Below are 21,561 nucleotides of genomic sequence, written 5' to 3' on the forward strand. Positions count from 1 at the left end.
TCAGGCAGCCTTCTTCGCAGTGCTGATCAGCGCTTCGATGTCGGCAATGGTGTTGCAGTTGTTCAGTGCCTGGCCGCTCAGCATCACGCTGAAGCAGTCGTCGACGAGTGCAATCGTCGACACCACCGCGAGCGAGTCCCAGTTGTGTTCGTGCAAATCGAGCTCCGGCGTAACGATGCTTGCGTCGATCTCGAGAATTTCGGCCATGCCTTCGTAAAAGTGTTCCATGTCTGCTCCTACTAGTAATTGACAAGGCAGCCGGCCCATGAGTAGCCGACGCCAAAGCCCAACAACATCAATCGGCTGCCGTGCCGCAGCATGCCGTCGTCCTTCATCTGTTTCAGCGCGAGCGGTACGGTCGATGACACGGTGTTGCCGCATTGCTCCATGACGATCGGAAATCTGCTCTCCGGGATCTTCATCTTCTTGCGCAGCGCTTCGAGCATGAAACGGTTGGCCTGATGCAGCACGAAGAAGTCGATGTCCTCGCGGTCCATGCCGGCCTTTTCGAGCAGCGACGTCGCGGCCTTGGGCACTTCCGCAAGCGAGAACGCCATCACCTCCGCGCCGTTCATATACAGATGCTCGTCGGTGCGGACATTGCCGGAGGCGTCTTCTTTCTCGATTGCGCTGGCGACGCTTTTCGGCTCGCGGAACAATCCCGCCTTCACGATCAGGTTGTCCGCGCCGCGGCCGTCGGTGCCGAACACGAATGGGCCGATCGACCCGCTGCCGTCTGTCGAGCCGACGATCGCCGTCGCACTCGCGCCGTCGCCGAACAGGGTGCGCACGCTCCTGTCGAGCGGATGGATGTATTTCGAATAGGTGTCGGCGGTCAGCAGCAGCACGCACCGCGCGGCGCCGGTTTCGACGAGGCCCTTGGCGAGCGAAAGCCCATACACATAGCCGGAGCAACCGAGATTGATGTCGAGCGCGCCAGCGCGAGTCGCAATGCCGAGCCGGTCCTGCAACAGGCAGGCGGAAGTCGGCAGCACATAGTCGGGCGCCTGCGTGCACAGAATCACGAAATCGACGTCCTCTGCGCTCACCGCGGTCTGGGCGAAGAGATTGCGTGCCGCTTCGTAGGCGAGGTCCGCAGCGGTTTGTCCGGCCGCTGCAATATGCCGCTCGCGAATGCCGGTCTTGGCGAGAATCTTGTCCGCCGACCATTCGGGATAAAGCGCGGCAAGTTCATCGTTCGTCAGGATCTGCTGCGGCAGATACCCGGCGATATCGAGAATGCGCGCCTGCACCCCGCTCGATTGAACCGGGGACGTCATGACCGGCAGTCCGCGATAATGCCGACGATGCGATCGAGCATGCCGTCGGTGAGTGCCGGGAAAATCGGCAGACACAGCACTTGCTGCGCGGCCGCATGTGCGACAGGCAGATTTTCCCGGCGCGCGGACGGAAGCCCGCGATAGATCGGAAAATCGGAAATCAGCGGGTAGAAGTAGCGGCGCGCGTAGATGTCGTGGTCGCGGAACTTCTGGTACAGCACGTCGCGGCTCACCGGGAATTCCGGGCCGACCAGAATCGGAAAATACGAATGGTTCGCTACCTTTTCGCCGCCTTTCGGCAGGCAGCGAATGCCGGGAATGTCGCGAAGCCGCTCGCGATAAACCGCGTCGATCTGCGCGCGGCGCGCCAGTGCTTCGTCGATGTGCTGCAGCTGCAACAGGCCGAACGCGGCATTGATTTCGCTCATCTTGCCGTTGATGCCCGATGCGACCACGGTCACTTCGTCGACGAAACCGAAGTTCTTGAGGTGGTCGATGCGCTGCTTGGTCTTCGCGTCCTGGCAAATGATCGCGCCGCCTTCGAAGGTGTTGAAGACCTTCGTGGCATGAAAGCTCAGCACCGCCAGATCGCCATATTCGAGCACGCTGCCCGTGTCGGTCTGCACGCCGAATGCGTGCGCGGCGTCGTAGATCACCTTCAGATTGTAGTTGTCGGCGATCTTCTGGATGGCCTCGACGTTACACGGCTTGCCGTAACAATGCACCGGCATGATGGCGGTGGTCTGCGGTGTGATGGCGGCTTCGATCTTCGCGGGATCGAGGTTCAGCGTGTCCGGATCGACGTCGACGAATACCGGTTTGATGCCGTTCCACACGAGCGAATGCGCGGTCGCGACGAACGAGTAGGGCGTCGTGATCACTTCGCCCGTCACGCGCAACGCCTGAAGCGCGGTGAGGAGCGCGAGCGTGCCGTTCGTGAACAGCGAAAGATGCCGCACGCCGAGATACTTGCACAGTTCGTTTTCGAACTGCTGGTGAAACGGGCCGCCGTTGGTGAGTACCTTGCTGTCCCAGATCTGGCGCAAATAAGGGATGAACTCTTCCAGCGGCGCAAGATGAGGCTGGGTGACGTAGATTCGCTCATCGGCCTGCGGCTCGACCACGCGCAGCGGCAAAGGTGCGTTCACTTGGTGTCTCCTTTATCTGACAACATCGGCGACCGATTGAGCGCGCCGCTGAGGTCGTCCATCGAAACTTCGAAGGCGGCGGCCGACTCGCCGGCGCACCACCGTTGCCACATGATGCGCAGCGCGCGCGAGACGCCCGCGGCGACCACATCCGGGCGGAATGCCGCTGACGCAGCGCAGCGTTCACGCAGGCTCATGCGGATTTCGGCGAGTGCGGGAATGTCGGACGCTAGCGCCACGCCGCGCGCGACGAATTCTTCCTTGTTTGCGACAACGAACTGTTCCAGACCGACATGTGACATCCAGGTGGTGCCGGCGCGGCTCGCCAGCGTGCTGCCTGCGATGGTCAGCGTCGGCACGCCCATCCACAGCGAGTTGAGCACCGTGGTGGAACCCGTGTACGGGAAGGTGTCGAGACAGATGTCGACGTGGAAGTGCTGTTGCAGATACACCGGAATGCTCGAACGGCGGCGGAAGGTGAGGCGCTCACGGTCGATGCCTTCCGCGGTGAACCAGTCGATCAGCATCTGTTCGTCCTGATCAGTGGCGATCGCGCCGAGCAGCATTTTTGCGTCCGGCAGCGCGCGCAGCAGCTCCGCCCACAGCGCGATCACGTCGCGGCGCAGCTTGTTCAGACGGTTGAAGCTGCCGAAGGTGATGTGACCGTTATGCATCGCCGGCAAAAAGTTGACGGGCGGCGCACTCTTCTCGGGCAGGAACGTCGCGCTCGAAGGCAGATGCACGATCTTCTCGGAGAACTGACTTTCCGGCGCGCCGAACGGGACACCGTATTTGTCCACGAGGTAGTAGTCCATTGCGCTGAGGCCCGTGGTGCCCGGATAGCCCATCCACGTCACCTGGATCGGCGCCGGCTTGCGCACGAAAGTCAGCAGACGGTTGCGGCCCGTGTGTCCGGACAGATCGAACAGAATGTCGATGCGTTCGTCGCGGATCTTGTTGGCCAGTTGCGCGTCTGGCATGCCGGTGATCTGCTGCCACGTGTCGGCGCAAGCGCGCAACGCTTGCGTGTAGTCGTCTTCGAGGACGTGGTTGTTGTACACGTGCAGCGACAGGCTATCGTCCTTTGCGAGATGCTCGAGGATAGGCAGCAGGTACGACGCCACGGCGTGCCGGAACAGGTCGCCTGAAACGAAGCCGATTTTCAGCTTGCGATCCGGCGAACGCTTGTTCGCATGGTTTGGCCATTGCGAGCGCACAGGGTCTTCATGTTGACGCGCGAAACCGGTGTGCTCGGCGAACAGCGTGTCGTGGTCGATCGTCGGGTTGTGCGAGAGTGCGAACAGATAGTTGTTCGCCGCAATCGCGTCTTTCGGATCTTTTTGCAAAGCGGTGCGAAACGATTCCTCGGCTTCCTGAACAAGGCCGAGATCGAGCTGCAGCACGCCAAGCGAGCTATGCACCGACGCGTTGTTGGGCGCAATTTCAATTGCCCGGCGTGCGGCGGCGAGGCCTTCGGCCACCTGTCCCTGATGAACCAGCGCTATGCCGAGGATACGTTGTGCCTCGGCGCTGTCCGCATTGATTGCGACGATTGCACGGCATTCCCGCTCTGCCTCCGCCAGCATGTTTTTCAGGCGCAGGGTATCCGCGAGTACAGTGCGGGTTTCCAGCTCCTCGGGGTTCAGTTCGGCAGCTTTGCGCAATGGCGGGAGCGCATCGTCGTAGCGGCCCTGACGGTGCAGCGCGATGCCGAGCCAGCGCCATGAGTTGCCGTCGGCAGGGAAACGCTGGGTCAGCGACTCGCCGAGCTTCACGGCCTCGGCGATATTGCCTTTGTTGTACAGCGACGTGAAGCGGCTGGTTTCCTGCTGGCTGATGCGGCGGCCCGCAGCGATGCTGGTTTTGGCGGCCGGCGTCTCTTGCGGCGGCTCGGCTTCCGGGGACTGCGGTTTTTCCGTTGCTACCGGAACCGTCTGCACCGTCAGGCCCGGGTTCGCCATGCGAACGATCAGGCCGTCCACCGCCGGGCCCTTCAGACCCTGCTTCTGGCCCATCTCCAAAGCGAGCCACGCGGCCGCGGTTTCGCCCGCGTCGATCAAGCCGCTAATGTAAGCCGCCCAATACTGGCCGTTGTGCGGTTGCAGGCCGAGACATTGCTCGAACAGCGGCAACGCGTCTGCCGCCTGCCCGACCTGGCCAAGCAGCACGCCCAGGTTGTACATGACGTCGGCGTGATTCGGCTTCGCGTCGAGAATGGCGCGATAGAGCGCTTGCGCATCGTCGAACTCGCCCTTGTGATGGTGCTCCAGCGCGGTTTGCAACACGAGCGCAATGTCCCGCTCGAGTTGCTGCTCGGGCGTCAGAATTTCAGCAGATGGCTGTTCGTACAGGAGAGTCATGGTCTCGGCGCAGAATCGTCTATGGAAGAAATTGTGCTGCGGGGCACAGCTTTCCGATGCGCGGAGATGACGGTGAAAAGGCCGTCTGTTTAGCGTATGGGCGGGGGCGCGGAAACCCGCCAGGCAAGAAAAAAGCCCGCGCGAGGCGGGCTGAGGAAGCGAGCGCACCTCACTTCGGCGCGGACTTCTTGTTATTGTCGGGTTGGCCGGGGAAACCGGCTTTGCGGGGGCGCGGCAGCGCCCGGCTTTGTGTCAGGCGGTATGGGGCCGTGTTTTACAGGCTGGCCATGCGCTGGTACTCGCCGGCCGCTCTGGTGCGGCCCATCGCCGCTTCGAATTCCTCGTGCAGTTCCTGTTGCGTGAGTGCGGCGTCGGCGAGCAGCGCTGCGTCGATGGCCTGAATCTGGCGGATCTTGTCGAGCGTCGCAGGCGTCTCGTCCGCAGTAAGCGACATGAGCAGCGGCGAGCGCAGTTCCGTCAGACGCGCCGCTTCTGGCCAGTCCGCAAGTGCGGCCGCCTGCTGGATCTGCCGCGTAATGGACAACACGCGTTCGACCAGTTCCATCTGGTTCAGGTTATGCGCCGTCATGGTTTAGCCCTTGTTGCTCGCCAGCGCGCCCGCGCTGTTCGTGCCGCCGAATAGCGCGGTCAGGTATTGCGAGTTGTTGTTCATGGTCGCCATCAGCGTGTTCAGGGCGGTGAACTGCGCCTGGTACTGGTTCGTCAACTGCGTCGTGTAGTCGGCGAGCGAGGACTGCTGCTTGGTGATGCTGGCGAGGTCGGCATTCAGCGCGGTGTTGCGCGTGTCGATGATGCCGCCTTTCTGCGTGAATGTGGTGATGCTGCTGTTCAGTTGCTGGGCGATACCGTTGGTCGAGTTAAAGAGCGACGCGACCGTGGCCGGACTGCTCGTCAGCGCCGTGTTCAGCGCGCTATTGTTGACCACCAGGGTGCCGTCGGCGGGATCGTCCTTCAGCGTTATACCGATCGCCGCCAACGTGGCGCCGGCGCTGCCCGAGCCGACCGAACCGCCGACGATCGTGGCCAGCGTGTTCTTGATCGTCTGGAGCGTCGAATCCCCCAGCAATGCGCCTTGCGACGAGGCGCCGGCCGTGTAGGAGGTGAGCGTCGACATCGTCGTCACGACGGTGTTGTAGAGGCTCACGAAATTGGTGATGGCGGTGTTCTGCGCGGTGGTGTCCTGCGCAATGGTCAGCGTCTGCGTGGTGCCGGCTGCTGCGGTGGTCAAGTTCATCGTCACGCCCGCAATCGCGGTGGTGACGGAATTGCTCGAGCTGCTCGCCGCGATGCCGCCGACCGTGAACTCGGCGTCCTGCGCGTAGCCGCTTTGCGTCCAGGCCTGGCTCGAATTCGCCGACACGATCGTCGACGTGCCGCCCGTCGTGCTCGCAGTCGAGGTGACACCGAGGCTCGACAAGCCGTTGTCAGTGGTGATGTTGCTGGTCGAGACGTTGATGACGTTGGCCGCGCCGGTGTTGGCGGCACGCAGCACGAGGTGCGCGCCGTCCGTGCCGGTGACGATCGTTGCCGTCACGCCCGGGTTGCTGCTGTTTGCGTTGATTGCCGCGGCAATGCCGGAAAGCGTGTTGTTGCTGCTGTCGACGTTGATGTCCATCGACTTGCCGCCGAGCGAGATGGACAGCGTGCCGGTGCCCAGTTGCGTCGTGGCGCCGAAGGCTGCCGACGACAGGGCTTGCGAGCTCGCAATCTGCGTGACGTTGACCGAGTAGGTGCCGGCCACGGCGCCGACACCGGCCGTCGCGGTCAGCCCGGTACCGGTCGCCGTCGCCGAGAAGGTGCTCAGCGTGGTGCCGTTCGCCAGGCTGGCTATGCCAGACTGCAACGCGCTTAGCGCGGAACTCAGCGCGCCGTAGGCGGAGAGCGTCGTGTTGTCGGTAGTCTGTTTTGCCGTAAGAGCCGCAGTTTGTCCGGCGATCTTCGCGTTCACGAGTGCTGTGACGAGCGTCGAGACGTCCATGGACGAATTGCCCGTCGAGCCGCTGATAATCGATTGAGCGGCCGACTGCAGCGCGGCGTTGGCGCTAGCCGTGGAAGACGAAGTTGAGATCGTGGACATGCAGAATGCTCCCGGCGTCGGAAATCTGTATCAGATGCTGCGCGATGCTACATCATTGGAAGGCGGAAACGCACGGCGGGAGGCATGCCTCCCGTCGTTTTGAATCTGGCGATGCGCCCGCTTGCGCAGGGCGCATCGCCTTTACCGCGGCGGCTCTTACTGCAGGAGCTTGAGAACTTGCTGCGGGTTGGAGTTAGCTTGCGCCAGGACCGAGATACCGGCTTGCTGCAGCACTTGCGCCTTGCTCAGGTTTGCCGTTTCTTGTGCGAAGTTGGCATCCGTGATTTGCGATTGTGCCGACGACAGGTCGGTCGATTCGGCTTGCTGCGACGTTGCGATCGACGAGAAGCGGTTTTGCGCCGCGCCGAGTGCAGCTTGCAGCGTGTTGACCGTCTGCAACGCGTTGTCGATGGAGACCATCGCCTGGTTCGCGCCCGTGACCGTGCTGATGTCGAGGCCCGAAACCGTGGGCGGTGCGTTGATCGCGTTGATCTGGTTGACCGCTGCGATTGCTGCCGACGATGCTGCGCCGGTCGTCGGCAGTGCTGCCGAGCTCAGTGCCAGCGACGTGACGGCGGTGCCGGTGCCCGCTGCCGTGCCTGCGCTGAAGATCGCGTTTGCCACGCCCGACGTAATCGCGGTGTTGTTCTGGTCGGTGAAGGTGTAGCCACCCTTGCCGTCCGACAGCACGTTGATCGACGTGATCGTTGCGCCCGAGCTGGTGTATGCGCCGGTTGCCGAGAGGCTGACGGCGATCGTGCCAACCGTTTGACCCGTTTGCACGAGACCGCCACCGATCTTGCCTGCCGACATCGATTGGCTCAGGTCGAGGCTGATCGTCTGACCGACGTTCGCGCCGACCTGGAACGACACGCTGCCTGCCGAGCCGTCCAGAATGTTCGTGCCGTTATACGTCGTTTGCGACGCGATACGGTTCACTTCAGCGATCTGCGCCGACACTTCCTTCTGCAGTGCGGCCTGGTCGCTCGACGACAGCGAACCGGTGGACGCTTGCACGGCCAGCTGGCGGATACGCTGCAGGCTGGAAGTCAGCGACGACAATGCGCTCGATGCGGTCTGGATCATCGACACGCCATCGTTTGCATTCGACACGCCCTGGTTCAGGCCGTTGATCTGGCTCTGCATACGCGTCGAGATGGCGAGACCTGCTGCATCGTCAGCCGCGCTGTTGATGCGCTTGCCCGACGACAGACGGGTGATAGCTTGCGACAGGGCGCTTTGCGAGCCGTTGAGGTTCTGCTGTGCAACCAGCGAGTTGATATTGCTATTGATTCCGAGCATGGAAAATCTCCTAAATAAGCCTGAGCCCAATACGCCACATTGGCATCGGCGGAAGCTTCGTTCATTGCTGGCCGCCTCAGTGAAGGTTGACGGCGCCCCTAAAAAAAACTTGAGGAACTTTCTGTAATCGGGACCCGATCAGTTCGCGAGATAAGGCTCGCAGGCCGCGCCGGGCAACGGTTCGCAAGGGATCCGCCGAGTGCGCTGCGGGATTTGGAAAGGCGGCGTATTCTCTTTTTCTCTTCAGATAAAGCCGGGAGAAATCATGCGGAAACGCCGCATTGGGCACTCGCAATTGCAAGTCGCGCCGCTAATGTTCGGTGGCAATGTATTCGGCTGGACCGCCGACGAAGCCACTTCCTTTTCGATCCTGGATGCCTTCGTCGACGCCGGGCTCGACTTCATCGATACCGCCGACGTCTACTCCGCGTGGGCGCCAGGCCATCAGGGCGGCGAGTCGGAAACCGTCATCGGCAAGTGGTTCAGGAAGAGCGGCAAGCGCGACAGGGTCGTGCTGGCGACGAAGGTGTCGAAGCATCCGCAGCGAAAGGGGCTCTCGGCCGCCAATATCCAGGCGGCCGTGGAAGATTCGCTGCGGCGCCTGCAAACCGACTACATCGACATCTACTTTTCCCACGACGACGACAGCGCAACGCCGCTTGCCGAGACGCTCGGCGCTTATCAGCGGCTCATCGAGGCGGGCAAGGTGCGAGTGATCGGCGCGTCGAACTACAGCGGCGCGCGGGTGGAGGAGGCGCTGGCGCTTGCGCGCCGGCATGGCTTGCCCGCGTATCAGGTGTTGCAGCCGGAATACAACCTCTACGACCGGGCCGGCTATGAAACCGATATCGAGCCCGTCGCGCTCGCCCATCAGCTCGGGGTGGTCGTATATTGGAGTCTGGCGAGCGGATTTCTCTCCGGGAAGTATCGTTCGAAGGAAGATCTTGCTGGCAAAGCGCGGGCGGGGCGCGTGGAGAAATATCTGAACGAGCGCGGTTTGAGAATCCTCGGCGCGCTGGACCGGGTGGCCGCGCGCCATGCCAGCACGCCCGCGAGCGTCGCGCTGGCGTGGCTCATCGCGCGGCCGAGCGTGACGGCGCCGATTGCGAGCGCCACCTCGCTGCGGCAACTGGAGAGCCTCGTCGCCGCCGTTCATCTCACGCTCACGGGCGCGGACATCCGCGAACTGGACGATGCCAGCGCCTGAACCGCTCCGGATGGCCTGGCGTAATCCCTAAACCCCTGGTACGATGGAGAGTTTCCTGATATGATCGGGAGTGAATTGAGATCTTTGCCTGTTTCGTCACCGGTTTCTCGTTGATGAAAGGTTGGCGAAACGGCAGCAGGCGCGGCTTTTGCAATACGTCTGTCCGCGTTCCGCGGTGAGCTCCCCACCTCTCTTTTCCGGCCTCCGTGGCCGCTTTGCCTCTCGTTTCATTCGTGGTTTGGCCGGGTTTTGCCCGCGTTTGCCTGTTACTGGCCATGAATCGAAACGACCGGAGGGCCGGCGCGTGAGCGGTCTGCCGCCACGCAATTAACCCTATCAAGTGATTGAGTTAGGAATTACATGACGACGATTCTTCTGAAGGAAAACGAGCCGTTCGAAGTGGCGATTCGCCGCTTTCGTCGCGCCATCGAAAAGAACGGCCTGATCGCAGAACTGCGTGAGCGCCAATCGTACGAAAAGCCGACCACGGCACGTAAGCGCAAGAAGGCTGCCGCTGTGAAGCGTCTGCACAAGCGCCTGCGCAGCCAGATGCTGCCGAAGAAGCTGCACTAAGCACGCTTTTTCCGCACGATCGGAACGGCGGTGTGAGCTTCGAAAGAAGCCACACCGCCGTTTTGTTATGTGCGTTCTGGGCTGCGCTTTGGCGGTCGTGGCCGCTCATGGACGCTCGGCGCGTATTGGGTGCAGGTTTTGGGTGCCGGTTTTCCGGCATGTCGGAGCGGGCGGCACGGCGGCGCCGCGCTCCGGCTGTCGTCAAGCCGCGTTTTGCAATCTGTGCGCGGACAGCCCGAACTGGCGCGCAATCGAGTTCAAGCGCTCGTTCCACTCCCACGTGCCGAACACGTCGTGCACATTTTGCAGGCAGCTGAGCAGGTCGACGGTGGCCTGATCGTACACATTGATGCGCGAGCGCAGCAGCGCTTTGCGGAGTGCGGCGATGCCGGCATCCATATAGGCGGGCGCCGCGACCGGCGTCTTGCCGACGTAGCGCACGGGCACGCCTTCCATGGCCGTCATATAGTCGCGCAGCTTGATGAAATTGCCGACGGGGCAGCCGCCGCAGTAGCCGCGGTAGGCGCCGCCTCCGCGCGGCAGTAGAGCGGCGCGCTTTTGCCCGAAAAGATGACCGACGGCCTGGTCGAAAATGTCCTGATGGGTGAGGAAGGTGAGAGTTTTCATGGTTGGTCTCGCTATGCCACGCGGTCGTTACTCGTTGTTGAGCGCCTGGTTCCAGTATCCCGCCTGGCTTTGTCGGCGAAACCCCGACTAGCATGGCGAAACGCCTTCAATTCCAAGGTTTGCGCGCTGTCCGCAGCGAGCTTCTCGCAGGCTCGCGGCAGCGAACGCCGTGGCGTTGTCACTCTTCTCCAGCGCTCTTGATCTGTATAACGGCCGGATTCGGCGGCCAGCGCAGCAGGGCTTTACCCGATAGCGGCTCGAAGCCGGCGCGCGAGGATAGCGCGGGCTGAGCTGACTTGCTCGCCCATCGCAAAGCGGGCCGGTCCGCCCGTTTTTAGCGCACCCGGCTCAACCCGCTTTACGCGAGCGGCTCTTCTTGCCCAGCGCCGCGCAGCGTGCGCGGCACATGCAAGTTGTCTCGTGGTCGTTGACCATGCCGACCGCCTGCATGAATGCATAACAGATGGTCGAGCCCACGAACTTGCAGCCGTAGCGTTTCAGCGCTTTGCTGAGCGCGTCGGACACTTCTGTGGATGCCGGCGCACTCTTGTACGACGCCCATTCGTTCTGGATGGGTGTGTTGTCGACGAAAGACCAGATGAAGTTGGCGAACGACCCATGCTCCGCCTGGATCTGCTGCACGGCGCGCGCGTTGGTAATGGCGGCTTCGATCTTGCCGCGATGTCGCACGATACTTTCGTCCGCGACCAGCGCGTCAACCTGCTTCGGCGTGAAGCGCGCCACCTTGTCGATGTCGAAGTCGGCAAACGCACGCCGGTAGCCCGCTCGCTTGTTCAGAATGGTGGACCACGACAGGCCGGCTTGCGAGCCTTCCAGCACCAGCATTTCAAAGAGGTGCTGGTCGTCGCGCGACGGCACGCCCCATTCGGTGTCGTGATAGTGTGCGAGCGCCTCGCTCGATACCCAGTTGCATCGCTGTGTCAATTGTGCGCTCCCCGTTGTGATGTCGCTCGCCAGCATAGCGGATCGGATCGGCGCCGCAAGCTAGCCGTTCGGCCAATTGCGGGATCGAAACAGACCTGCCACGCTATGCACATTTCCCAGGAAACGCATCTGAATCGATGAACAATGACCTCTTTCTGATCGGCGTGGACGGCGGCGGTACCGGCACGCGAATCGTGCTCGCCGACGCACAGGGGCGCGAGCTGGCGCAGGCGGCGAGCGGGCCGTCGGGCCTGGGACTTGGCGTCGAACGTGCATGGCGGGCTATCGCGGCCGCCTGCGCGGACGCATTCGGGCAAGCCGGCGCCGCGTTCGACTGGTCGCGCTGCGTGCTGGGCTGCGGGCTGGCGGGCGTGAACAATCGCGACTGGCTCGCGGCGTTCCGTGCGCAAGCGCCGGCCCTCGCGGGTCTTGCCGTAGAAAGCGACGCCTACACCACGCTGCTCGGGGCGCACGGCGGCGCCTGCGGTGTGATCGTGGCGCTCGGCACAGGCAGCGTCGGCGCGGCGGCAGACCGCGACGGCGGCGAATGCCGCATGGTCAGCGGCTACGGCTTCCCGTCGGGCGACGAAGCGAGCGGAGCCTGGCTCGGCGTGCGCGCCATTGTCCATGCACAACACGCGCTCGACGGGCGCGGCCCGAACGACGATTTCGCGCAGGCGCTCCTCGCCCACGTCGGCGCGCGCGATCGCGATGAGCTCGTCGTGTGGCTTTGCGAGGCGAATCAGACGGCGTACGCGAGCCTTGCACGGGTTCTGATCGCGCATCGCGCACATCCTTTTGCCGCGCGGCTGCTCGGCGAGGCGGGCATTGAAATCGGCAAGATGATCGCGGCGCTCGATCCATCGGCGACCCTGCCCGTTGCCTTGTGCGGCGGCCTTGGCGCGCCGTTGCGCGAGTACGTGCCGCAAGCGCACCAGCCGCGCTTGCGCGAGCCCTTGGGGGATTCCGCGCACGGCGCTTTGCAACTGGCGCAACGCGAAGCCGCGCGGCTCGCGGGCGAGGCTTGAGTGGAGGGTCGCGCGGCGCCTGGCGGGCGCACGCGGGGCTCAATATAGATAGCAAAGCGGCCGGCATAGCGCGCATCGTGCAAGCCACTGTGCGGAAAGCGCTCCGGTGCGTCGCGCCATCGACGGTAAAATACCGCCTTCGACGCTGCCCGCCACTTCACCATGTATAAAGTCATCGCCACGGATCTCGACGGCACGCTGCTCAATGCCGACCACCAGGTCGACCCGTTCACGGTCGCCACCGTGCGCAAGCTGGAAAGTGACGGCGTGCAATTCGTGATTGCCACGGGCCGTCATTTCTGCGACGTAGCGGGTATTCGCGACATTCTCGGCATCAAGCCGTATCTGATTACGTCGAACGGCGCGCGCATCCATGCGCCTGACAACACGGTGATCCACGCGGACGATTTGCCGCCCGCCGTCGTACAACGCCTCGTGCAACCGGAGATTGTCGGCGCGCACGGTCGCGTGATCGTCAACCTGTTCGCCGATCAGGCGTGGCTGATCGACCGCGATGCGCCCGAGTTGCTCAAGTTTCATCAGGACTCGGGCTTCACCTACGAGGTGGCCGAACTGCTCGCGCATGACGGCGCGGACATTGCCAAGGTTCTTTACATTGGCGACCCGGCGGATCTCGCGCAGGTGGCCGCGAATCTCGCGCGCGAATTCGGCGACGCGGTCTATGTGACCTACTCGCTGCCCGACTGCCTTGAAGTGATGACGTCGAATGTTTCAAAGGGGCGCGCGCTGCAAATCGTGCTCGGGCGCGTGGGCGTGGACGCCGCGCACTGCGTGGCTTTCGGCGACAACATGAACGATATCGACCTGCTCGAAACGGCCGGACACCCGTTCATGATGAACAACGCGAATCCCGACCTGATGACGCGGCTGCCGAACGTGCCGCGCATCGGCAATAACTTCGAGGCGGGCGTCGCGCACCACTTGCGCAAGCTCTTTTCACTCGACGACGAACTAATGGCCTGAAGCGCCAGCACGGCCTATCGTTTGAAGAAAATCGGCCCGCAGTTGTTTTACGCAACGGCGGGCCGGCTCATACGGCACCTTGATCTTCGGCAAGGCCCGGTCTTGCGGGCGCCGGCTCAATCGCGCCAACCGCCACGGCGGTCGCCATGGTCGCCGCGGCCGCCGCGGTCGTCGTAGCCCCAATGGCGGTCATTGCGGTCCCAGCCGTGCTCATAACGGTGGTACCCGCGATAGTAATCGCCGCGATCGTAGCGATGGTCCCAGCCGCCGTTACCGTAATACACCGGTTGCGGTGCCGGGTACACGGGCGCGGCTCGCGTGTAGACCGGTGTCCCGAGCGACAGGCCGATGTTCAGGTCCGTGTGGGCTTGCGCGACACCGCATGCGCCTGCTGCAAGGCCCGCGGCAACCAGCAATTGAGTGACGATGCGTTTCATGTTTTTCTCCTGCGAGAGACCTGCTTGTGAAGCGACGTATGTTTGTCGCACAGGTCCAATCTACGCATTCCGCCGGGGCGGTACTGCGACTAGATGTTACGGACTGCAAGCATCGTCGCAGGGCTGGCGCAGGGCGGCGTTGTCGCGCGGTGCGATGCCTGGGTCGCGCGGTATTCGGGAAAAGCCTGTCGCAGCGCGGTGTGGGGCGAGACGGGCGGCGCTGGTGCTGTCGTGGCACTGGGCGGAAGCCGCGTCGAGGTCCGCAGCGCGTAATCGCGGCTTACATCTGTATAACGGAATTAATCAAGTTCACTGCCTTGGCCTCGCGCGATGCGGACCACCGCAGGACCTCAGCCTAACGGGAAGCGTGCACCCAACGACCGAAGGGCAACGGTACGCACAACGCGGAGAACGCCGCCCTTACGCCACGGCGGACGAGTGCGCCGCGCCAAAACAAAGCGGGCGCCTCAGCGCCCGCCTTTGATCCTCCGGTCAACCCGCCGCCATTAGTCGAGCGCAAGTTTCTGCGCGCTGCCGCCGCGGCTTTCCGCGATCAGCGGATAGAGCACGCCCGCGACCACGGCGCCGATAATCGGCGCGATCCAGAAGAGCCACAACTGATCCACTGCGGCGCCGCCGACGAAGAGCGCCGGACCCGTGGAGCGCGCCGGATTCACCGACGTGTTCGTGACCGGAATGGAAACCAGGTGAATCAAGGTCAGACACAGCCCAATGGCGATGGGGGCGAAACCGGCGGGCGCGCGCTTGTCGGTCGCGCCGAGAATGACGAACAGGAAGAAGCCCGTCATGACCGCCTCGCAGACGAACGCCGCGGCGAGCGAGTAATGGCCCGGCGAGCGCTCGCCGTAACCGTTGCTGGCAAAGCCGCTCGCAACCAGCTCAAAGCCGGGCTTGCCCGACGCGATGAGCGCCAGCACCGCTGCGCCCAGCACGGCGCCCACGACCTGCGCGATGATGTACGGCAAGAGGTCGCGAGCCGGAAAGCGCCCGGCCACGGTCAGCCCGACGCTCACCGCGGGGTTCAGATGACAGCCGGAAATGTGGCCGATCGCATAGGCCATGGTCAGTACGGTGAGTCCGAAGGCGAGCGACACGCCGACGAAGCCAATGCCGAGACCGTGCACCGGGCCCGCGAAGTTCGCCGCGAGAACCGCGCTGCCGCAGCCCCCGAGCACGAGCCAGAAAGTGCCGAACAGCTCGGCGGCGAGGCGCTTTGACAACTGCATGATTGGTAATCCTAAAATAGTTGATGCCTGGAAGCACAGAGGCAGGGCGCACAGCTAACCTAGGCGTGTGCCTGTGAACGTCCAATTCTAGGGAAAGAGTCGCCAATCGAGTGTCAAGAATTGTCAATGCAGCCCGTTTTTTACCGATTATTCCGCGATAAAGCCGTTTTACAATTCACCCAGCTTTAATAATTATCAGAAGATAGCTTCCTAAATCGGTATTGTTATCCATTGCGAATTTTTATAATTACAGTTAGTCTGCGAGGCGAATGAGTTCTAAAGGGGAGAACCGGAATGTCTCAATATGCAGACCTCAAGGCGCAGATCGCCAAATTGCAGGCACAAGCAGAAGAAGCCCGCCGCACGGAAATCGACAATGTGATAGCCGACATCCGCCAAAAAATCGCCGAATACGGCCTGACTGCCCAGGACCTCGGCTTTGCAGTGGCCGCCAAGCGCGGGCGCCCGCCCAAGAAGGCGCCGCTGCCGGCTAAATACCAGGACCCGAAAACCGGTAATACCTGGAGCGGCCGCGGCAAACCGCCCAAGTGGATCGTCGGCAAGAACCGTGAACGCTTTTTGATTGGCGCGAGCTGAGTTGTTCGCAAGTGGGCGCGAAAGCGGATTGAAGGACGAGCGGGAGTCCGGGTTTAGCGGACTGTACTAATCGGACATGCAGGCGCATCTGCGTCGCCATTAAAAAAAGCCGCATCGGCAAGGCGGCTTTTCTGTAAAAGAAGCGCGATAAGTCCGGCTTGTTGTTCGCGCAAACGATTCACAGGGAAAAAATGTCTGCGCGCGGTGCGGGAATCGGAAAGCGTATGCGGAGTGAAGCCGTGGGTATCGCACCACGCCGCCGGCTTGTTTAAAGCGTCGCGCGCTAAGAGGCGGAAGAGGCGGCGCGGCGTTCACCGCCCCTTGACCGCTCTCCACTGCCCTTAACCCACCGCGACCTGGCGAAGAATCGGGCGGCGCGTGGCTTCGATCAGCGCCGAATAGGCGTCCACGTAGTTGCGCGCCATCGTCTTGGAGCTGAAGCGGCGCTCGAACTGCGCCCGGATTTCCGCGCGCGACAGTTCATCCAGGCGTTGCAGCGCGGCCACCGCGCCCTGCACGTCCTCGACGATATAGCCGGTCACGCCATGGTCGATCACTTCCGGCACCGACCCGCGGTTGAACGCGATCACCGGCGTGCCGCAGGCCATCGACTCGATCATGACGAGCCCAAACGGCTCGGACCAGTCGATCGGGAACAGCAGCGCCTTGGCGCCCGACAGAAATGCCGGCTTCTGCGCCTCGTTGATTTCGCCGACGAACTCCACGTGCGCTTGCGACAGCAGCGGCTCGATCTCGCGCTTGAAGTAATCCTGGTCCGCCTTGTCCACCTTGGCGGCGATCTTCAGCGGCAAACCGCTTTGCGCCGCGATCTTGATGGCGGTGTCCACGCGCTTTTCGGGGCAAATACGGCCGAGGAACGCGAGGTATTCCGGCTTCTTGTCCGCCTGAGGCGTGAGCAACTGTTCCGGCAGACCGTGATAGATCGTGTTCAGAAAATTCGCCTGCGGCAACGGCACGCGCTGCGAATCCGAAATCGAGATGACCGGTGCGCCCGGGAACGCGTCGAACACCGGCTGCAGCTCCGGCAGATCCAGGCGGCCGTGCAGCGTGGTCACGAACGGCGTGTCCATAGTCGAGAACAGCGGGAACGGCATGTAGTCGAGATGGAAGTGCAGCACATCGAACTCGTGCGCGACGCGGCGCACCTTTTCCATCATCAGGACATGGGGGGCCAGCGCGTCGCGAATCGTGGGGTCGAGCCGCAGCGCACGAGGCCAGCACGCGTCGAGCTTCGCGGACGTCACCGAGTCGCCGCTCGCAAACAGCGTGACGTCATGGCCTTCGTCGACCAATGCTTCGGTCAGATAGGACACGACACGTTCGGTGCCACCGTAGAGTTTCGGCGGGACTGCTTCATACAGCGGCGCAATTTGTGCGATTCGCATGCGTTTCTCCTGTTGGATACGGCTTCGCACGGCAGCGCTCGGGTCGAGCGGGGAGCGAATGCCTGACGGACGGTTGGGCGCGGTGAGCCGCCGCCCGGGGGTGCTCCGAACCTGCATCGGGTTATCCCTTAGCGTCATTATCGGGATCGGCCGCGGCAATTCGAGTTATTTTTCAAACGCTTAATGTTGTTACAGCGCGAAACATGGACCGTTACACGCGCCTTCGCAAGACGCGGAGGCCGCACGACGCGGGGTTTCGTCCGCGAGGCTGGCGGTGCGGAAAAACGCCGCGCTTGGTGGTAGCAAGCGACGCGCCCGCTTCACATAAATCCCGCTTCACACAAAATATTACGCAGTGGTGAAAACCCCTTATAATTCGGCTCACCGCTGCACGGTGCGACCCATGCGTTCACAAAACTCACCGTATGGTTCACCCACGCCGCCGCCTCGGGTTACCGCATAACCCGTCCCAGCGCGGACGCTGCATAGTCCAATTCCCTCCCGCGAAGCCAGCCATGTAGGAAAAACTCCTACACGAATGACGGATTAATCCGTCAAATAAGCTGGGTGTCTGTCCGATTTTGTTTCGCTCCCCCTTTCGAGACAATGCTTGCAAGACCAGAAACGAGCCGATTCGTGCGGTTTAAGTGCGCGCGGTCGAGCAAACGTTTCCGTAACGGCCTGACCAGCCAGATACACCCCGGGGGAATCATGAGCGCGACAAGCGATATGCTCAATGAGATCAGAGAAGTCAACCTGTCTTATCTCCTGCTCGCGCAGCGTCTGCTTCGCGAAGACAAGCCGATGGGCATGTTTCGCATGGGTATTTCAGACCAGCTAGCCGATGTGCTCGCCAATCTGTCGTTGGCGCAGACCGTCAAGCTTGCAGCGTCCAATCAGGTGTTGTGCCGTTTCCGTTTCGACGATCACGCCGTGCTGTCCGCGCTCGCGGACAAGGGCAAGTCGAGCGCCGTGGCCCAGGCGCATTCCGCGATTCTGATGGCAAGCCAGCCGGTCGAGCAGCTCGGCTGATGGTCCTTCGCGGTTCGAGCCAGGCAATCGGGACGGAGACGTAAGCAGGATGGCCTATAAAAGTGTGGTGCTCGAAGTCAAGGAAATCACGCTCGCCATCGAACTGATCGAACTGGGCGCGCGTCTGCAACTGCTCGAAGCGGAAACGAGCCTGTCGCGCGACCGGCTCATCAAGCTGTACAAGGAGCTGAAAGGGGTTTCGCCACCCAAGGGCATGCTGCCGTTTTCGACCGACTGGTTCATGACCTGGCAGCCGAACTTCCATTCCTCGCTGTTCTACAACATCTACCGTTTCATGGCCGACCACGGCGGCTGCGCGACCATCCAGTCGATCGTGAAGAGCTACCGGCTCTACCTCGAGCACATGCAACTGCACGCCGACGAACCCGTGCTCAGCCTCACGCGTGCGTGGACGCTCGTGCGTTTCTTCGATTCGGGGATGCTGCAGATCACGCCCTGCTGCCGCTGCGGCGGGCATTTTGTCGCACACGCTCACGACCCGAAGCAGGGGTTCGTCTGCGGACTGTGCCAGCCGCCCTCGCGCGCCGGTAAGACAAAGAAAGTCGCCGACGCCCGCGCCCGCGAGAGCCTCGCCGCAGCGCTCGACGCCTAGCGCCCGCCACCGTCCGGCCGCCCGGCGGCCACCTTCCCGCCACCCGCCCGCCCGAGCAAAAAACAGATTTCTCCCCGTCCGGCGGGCGCTTCGGGCCGGCCCATCGCCGCGCCGCACGGCGCGCAGTCGCCGTTTCCAGGCGGCGCCCGCGACAGCGCGCGCCTCTGGTTTACACCGGCGCGACAAGCCGCTTTTCCGTCAAAGTTTTCTGTTGCGTTGCCGTAAACCAGTTTAACGACGGTCACCGTCGCATCTTTGTGAGGGCTCGGCAGTGCTGATTTTCGTGGGAACACTCGTGACGCTTTTGTCCGTTTTCGGCGGTTACGCGCTGGAAGGCGGCCATCTCGGCGCGCTGTTGCAGCCCGTTGAAGTGCTGATGATCGTCGGCGCAGGCGTCGGCGCGTTCATCCTCGGCAACGGGATGAAGACGATCAAGGCAACGCTGCGCGTCATTCCGACCCTGTTCAAGGGCGCGAAGTACAACAAGGACGTGTACATGGAGCTGATGGCGCTCCTCTACGTCCTGCTCGCCAAGGCGCGCAAGGAAGGCACGTTGACGCTGGAGGCGGACATCGACGATCCGTCGAAAAGTCCGATCTTCACGCAGTACCCGAAGATTCTTGCCGATCACCACATCATCGAGTTTCTGACGGACTACCTGCGGCTCATGGTGGGCGGCAACATGAATGCGTTCGAGATCGAAAGTCTGATGGACGAGGAGATCGAAACGCATCACCAGGAAGGCGAAGCGCCCGCGCATGCGCTGACCAAGGTCGGCGACGCGATGCCCGCGTTCGGTATCGTGGCCGCGGTGATGGGCGTGGTGCACACGATGGCATCGGCCGACAAGCCGCCCGCGGTGCTCGGCGAAATGATCGCGCAGGCGCTGGTCGGCACCTTCCTCGGCATTCTGCTTTCGTACGGGCTGATCGGGCCGCTCGCGAGCGTCGCCGAACAGCGCGTGACCGAGTCGACCAAGATGTTCCAGTGCATCAAGGTGACGATTCTCGCGAGCCTGAACGGCTATGCGCCCGCGATCGCCGTTGAGTTCGGCCGCAAGGTGCTGTTCTCGACCGAGCGTCCGTCGTTCGCCGAGCTCGAAGAGCACGTGCGCCGCGTGAAGGCCAAGTAAGGACGCCGGGACCGAACCGATGAGCAAGGACAAAGACCGCGCCATTGTCGTCAAGCGCTCCGCACCGAAGAAGTCCGGCCACCACGGCGGCGCCTGGAAGCTCGCGTATGCGGACTTCATGACCGCGATGATGGCGTTCTTCCTGCTGATGTGGCTGCTGAGCTCGGCGTCGTCGGCGCAGTTGAAGGGCATCGCGGATTACTTCAACCAGCCGTTGAAGATCACGCTGTGGGGCGGCGACCGCAGCGCGGAGGATTCGAGCATTCTGAAGGGCGGCGGCCGCGATATTTCGACCGACTCCCAGGGCGTGACGCGGACCAGCGACGGTTCGGTCAATCGCTCGGATCGCACGGTCGCGCACGGCAGCGAAGACGCGATGAAGCAGTTGCAAGGCGAGCTGGAACGTCGCGAGCAGGTCCGCCTGCACGATCTGCAGGTGAAGCTGATGGCCGCCATCGAGGCGAATCCGGTGCTGCGGCAGTTCAAGCAGCAGATCCGCATCGACTCGACGCTGACGGGCTTGCGCATCGAGATCGTCGACTCGCAGAAGCGGCCCATGTTCGCAACGGCGAGAGATCAGGTGGAGCCGTACATGCGCGACATTCTGCGTGAGATCGGTCACACGCTGAACGATGTGCCGAACCGCATCATCGTGCAGGGACACACCGACGCCGTTCAGTACGCGGGCGGCGAGAAGGGCTACAGCAACTGGGAACTGTCCGCGGACCGCGCCAATGCGTCGCGCCGCGAGCTGATCGCCGGCGGCATGGACGAAGCGAAGGTGATGCGCGTGCTCGGTCTCGCGTCCACGCAGAACCTCAACAAGGCGGACCCGATGGATCCGGAAAACCGCCGCATCAGCATCATCGTGCTGAACAGGAAGTCGGAGGAGGCGCTCAATCATGACGACTCGACCACGACGACCTTGTCGGACGACGCAGCCGGCTCCAAGCCGCTGCTGCAAAGACTGGCGCCGCCCGTGACGGTCGCGCCGAAGGTGCCGGCGGCAGCGCCGGCGGCTCAGTAACAGGAAGACGGTTGCCCGGCCGTTCGCGCGCCAGAGCGGCGCGCACAGCGGGGCGATTCAAAGCATCAGTGCAGCGAGGTTTTCATGATCAGGCATATCCTGGCAATCGACGATTCGGCATCGATGCGGCAGATCCTTTCCGCGACGCTGACGGCGGCCGGCTATGAGGTGACGCTCGCGGCGGACGGCGCGGAGGGGCTCGAAAACGCGCTCGCCGTGCGGTTCGACCTGGTGCTCACCGATCAGCACATGCCGGGCAAGACCGGTCTCGATCTGATCGCCGAGCTGCGCGGCAATCCGGCTTACGCGGAGACGCCCATCCTCGTCCTCACGACGGAATCGGGCGACGCTTTCAAGGCTGCGGCGCGCGAAGCAGGCGCGACCGGCTGGATAGAAAAGCCGCTCGACCCCGATTTGCTGACCGAACTGGTGGCGGCGTTGGCCGAGCCAGATCACGCATAAGTATCAACCCACACAGGTTAGGAAGCTCTCGACGCTGCGGCAAGGTAGCCGAGGCC

General features: G+C 62.8%; 22 protein-coding genes. 10 read left to right on the forward strand and 12 right to left on the reverse strand.

Translation table 11 applies throughout. The annotated features are described in order from the left end of the window. The 7 genes from ACEN8U_RS14355 to ACEN8U_RS14385 form a co-directional block, all read right to left on the reverse strand. Positions 1 to 228, reverse strand: coding sequence for an acyl carrier protein (locus tag ACEN8U_RS14355; RefSeq protein ID WP_015004036.1), 228 nt, complete (start codon positions 226 to 228; stop codon positions 1 to 3). 11 nt (positions 229 to 239) lie between these two features. Further along, positions 240 to 1,280, reverse strand: coding sequence for a ketoacyl-ACP synthase III (locus ACEN8U_RS14360; RefSeq protein WP_310104307.1), 1,041 nt, complete (start codon positions 1,278 to 1,280; stop codon positions 240 to 242). After that, complete coding sequence (locus ACEN8U_RS14365; protein WP_015004034.1) at positions 1,277 to 2,428, reverse strand: DegT/DnrJ/EryC1/StrS family aminotransferase; 1,152 nt, start codon at positions 2,426 to 2,428, stop codon at positions 1,277 to 1,279. The genes ACEN8U_RS14360 and ACEN8U_RS14365 overlap by 4 nt, the downstream gene beginning before the upstream one ends. Further along, on the reverse strand, positions 2,425 to 4,788 hold the full coding sequence (locus tag ACEN8U_RS14370; RefSeq protein WP_310104302.1) for a tetratricopeptide repeat protein: 2,364 nt from the start codon (positions 4,786 to 4,788) through the stop codon (positions 2,425 to 2,427). The genes ACEN8U_RS14365 and ACEN8U_RS14370 overlap by 4 nt, the downstream gene beginning before the upstream one ends. Before the next feature lie 274 nt (positions 4,789 to 5,062). Continuing rightward, the gene (locus tag ACEN8U_RS14375) at positions 5,063 to 5,377 is read right to left on the reverse strand and encodes a flagellar protein FliT (protein WP_015004032.1); all 315 of its coding nucleotides are present in this window, start codon (positions 5,375 to 5,377) and stop codon (positions 5,063 to 5,065) included. A gap of 3 nt (positions 5,378 to 5,380) precedes the next feature. Beyond that, positions 5,381 to 6,886, reverse strand: a complete 1,506-nt coding sequence (gene fliD, locus ACEN8U_RS14380; protein ID WP_015004031.1) for a flagellar filament capping protein FliD — start codon at positions 6,884 to 6,886, stop codon at positions 5,381 to 5,383. A 156-nt stretch (positions 6,887 to 7,042) separates the two neighbouring features. Continuing rightward, the gene (locus ACEN8U_RS14385; RefSeq protein ID WP_028361450.1) at positions 7,043 to 8,188 is read right to left on the reverse strand and encodes a flagellin; all 1,146 of its coding nucleotides are present in this window, start codon (positions 8,186 to 8,188) and stop codon (positions 7,043 to 7,045) included. Positions 8,189 to 8,453: 265 nt separating this feature from the next. On the opposite strand from ACEN8U_RS14385, the gene ACEN8U_RS14390 reads away from it, so the two are divergent. Both ACEN8U_RS14390 and rpsU read left to right on the forward strand, forming a co-directional pair. Next, positions 8,454 to 9,395: an aldo/keto reductase gene (locus ACEN8U_RS14390; RefSeq protein WP_310104297.1), complete on the forward strand. Its 942-nt coding sequence runs from the start codon at positions 8,454 to 8,456 to the stop codon at positions 9,393 to 9,395. A gap of 360 nt (positions 9,396 to 9,755) precedes the next feature. After that, complete coding sequence (gene rpsU / locus ACEN8U_RS14395; protein WP_006050883.1) at positions 9,756 to 9,968, forward strand: 30S ribosomal protein S21; 213 nt, start codon at positions 9,756 to 9,758, stop codon at positions 9,966 to 9,968. 201 nt (positions 9,969 to 10,169) lie between these two features. Here the strand turns inward: rpsU and ACEN8U_RS14400 are convergent, their stop codons facing one another. Then, the gene (locus ACEN8U_RS14400; protein ID WP_310104294.1) at positions 10,170 to 10,595 is read right to left on the reverse strand and encodes a hypothetical protein; all 426 of its coding nucleotides are present in this window, start codon (positions 10,593 to 10,595) and stop codon (positions 10,170 to 10,172) included. Between the two features lie 348 nt (positions 10,596 to 10,943). Next, positions 10,944 to 11,576: a DNA-3-methyladenine glycosylase I gene (locus tag ACEN8U_RS14405; protein WP_310104292.1), complete on the reverse strand. Its 633-nt coding sequence runs from the start codon at positions 11,574 to 11,576 to the stop codon at positions 10,944 to 10,946. A 101-nt stretch (positions 11,577 to 11,677) separates the two neighbouring features. Here ACEN8U_RS14405 and ACEN8U_RS14410 point away from each other — a divergent pair, with 101 nt between their 5' ends. Beyond that, entirely contained in the window at positions 11,678 to 12,568 is an 891-nt protein-coding gene (locus tag ACEN8U_RS14410) for a BadF/BadG/BcrA/BcrD ATPase family protein (RefSeq protein WP_310104289.1), read from the forward strand. A gap of 162 nt (positions 12,569 to 12,730) precedes the next feature. Further along, positions 12,731 to 13,552: a Cof-type HAD-IIB family hydrolase gene (locus tag ACEN8U_RS14415; RefSeq protein ID WP_310104287.1), complete on the forward strand. Its 822-nt coding sequence runs from the start codon at positions 12,731 to 12,733 to the stop codon at positions 13,550 to 13,552. A 116-nt stretch (positions 13,553 to 13,668) separates the two neighbouring features. Here the strand turns inward: ACEN8U_RS14415 and ACEN8U_RS14420 are convergent, their stop codons facing one another. Both ACEN8U_RS14420 and aqpZ read right to left on the reverse strand, forming a co-directional pair. Next, positions 13,669 to 13,989 (reverse strand): PXPV repeat protein, encoded by a 321-nt coding sequence (locus tag ACEN8U_RS14420; RefSeq protein ID WP_015004024.1) that lies wholly within the window; start codon positions 13,987 to 13,989, stop codon positions 13,669 to 13,671. Between the two features lie 506 nt (positions 13,990 to 14,495). Next, positions 14,496 to 15,236, reverse strand: a complete 741-nt coding sequence (gene aqpZ / locus ACEN8U_RS14425) for an aquaporin Z (RefSeq protein WP_015004023.1) — start codon at positions 15,234 to 15,236, stop codon at positions 14,496 to 14,498. A 294-nt stretch (positions 15,237 to 15,530) separates the two neighbouring features. Here aqpZ and ACEN8U_RS14430 point away from each other — a divergent pair, with 294 nt between their 5' ends. After that, positions 15,531 to 15,833: an H-NS family nucleoid-associated regulatory protein gene (locus ACEN8U_RS14430; RefSeq protein WP_006050891.1), complete on the forward strand. Its 303-nt coding sequence runs from the start codon at positions 15,531 to 15,533 to the stop codon at positions 15,831 to 15,833. A gap of 341 nt (positions 15,834 to 16,174) precedes the next feature. Here ACEN8U_RS14430 and ACEN8U_RS14435 read toward each other — a convergent pair whose 3' ends face one another. Next, a complete protein-coding gene (locus tag ACEN8U_RS14435) occupies positions 16,175 to 17,239 on the reverse strand; it encodes a glycosyltransferase family 4 protein (RefSeq protein WP_013589959.1) in 1,065 nt (354 codons plus the stop codon). Between the two features lie 711 nt (positions 17,240 to 17,950). Between ACEN8U_RS14435 and flhD the strand changes: the two genes are divergently transcribed. The 5 genes from flhD (at position 17,951) to ACEN8U_RS14460 (ending at position 21,505) form a co-directional block, all read left to right on the forward strand. Then, positions 17,951 to 18,271: a flagellar transcriptional regulator FlhD gene (gene flhD / locus ACEN8U_RS14440; protein ID WP_013589958.1), complete on the forward strand. Its 321-nt coding sequence runs from the start codon at positions 17,951 to 17,953 to the stop codon at positions 18,269 to 18,271. A 49-nt stretch (positions 18,272 to 18,320) separates the two neighbouring features. After that, the gene (flhC, locus tag ACEN8U_RS14445; RefSeq protein WP_041745872.1) at positions 18,321 to 18,884 is read left to right on the forward strand and encodes a flagellar transcriptional regulator FlhC; all 564 of its coding nucleotides are present in this window, start codon (positions 18,321 to 18,323) and stop codon (positions 18,882 to 18,884) included. Between the two features lie 271 nt (positions 18,885 to 19,155). After that, positions 19,156 to 20,016 carry a flagellar motor stator protein MotA gene (motA, locus tag ACEN8U_RS14450; protein ID WP_013340867.1) on the forward strand — a complete coding sequence of 287 codons (861 nt, stop codon included), beginning with the start codon at positions 19,156 to 19,158 and terminating at the stop codon, positions 20,014 to 20,016. Between the two features lie 19 nt (positions 20,017 to 20,035). Further along, complete coding sequence (motB, locus tag ACEN8U_RS14455; RefSeq protein ID WP_015004021.1) at positions 20,036 to 21,043, forward strand: flagellar motor protein MotB; 1,008 nt, start codon at positions 20,036 to 20,038, stop codon at positions 21,041 to 21,043. Positions 21,044 to 21,127: 84 nt separating this feature from the next. Continuing rightward, positions 21,128 to 21,505, forward strand: coding sequence for a response regulator (locus ACEN8U_RS14460; protein ID WP_310104280.1), 378 nt, complete (start codon positions 21,128 to 21,130; stop codon positions 21,503 to 21,505). Positions 21,506 to 21,561: the final 56 nt, after the last annotated feature.

Source organism: Paraburkholderia phenoliruptrix (genome assembly GCF_047325075.1).
Taxonomy (GTDB): domain Bacteria; phylum Pseudomonadota; class Gammaproteobacteria; order Burkholderiales; family Burkholderiaceae; genus Paraburkholderia; species Paraburkholderia phenoliruptrix.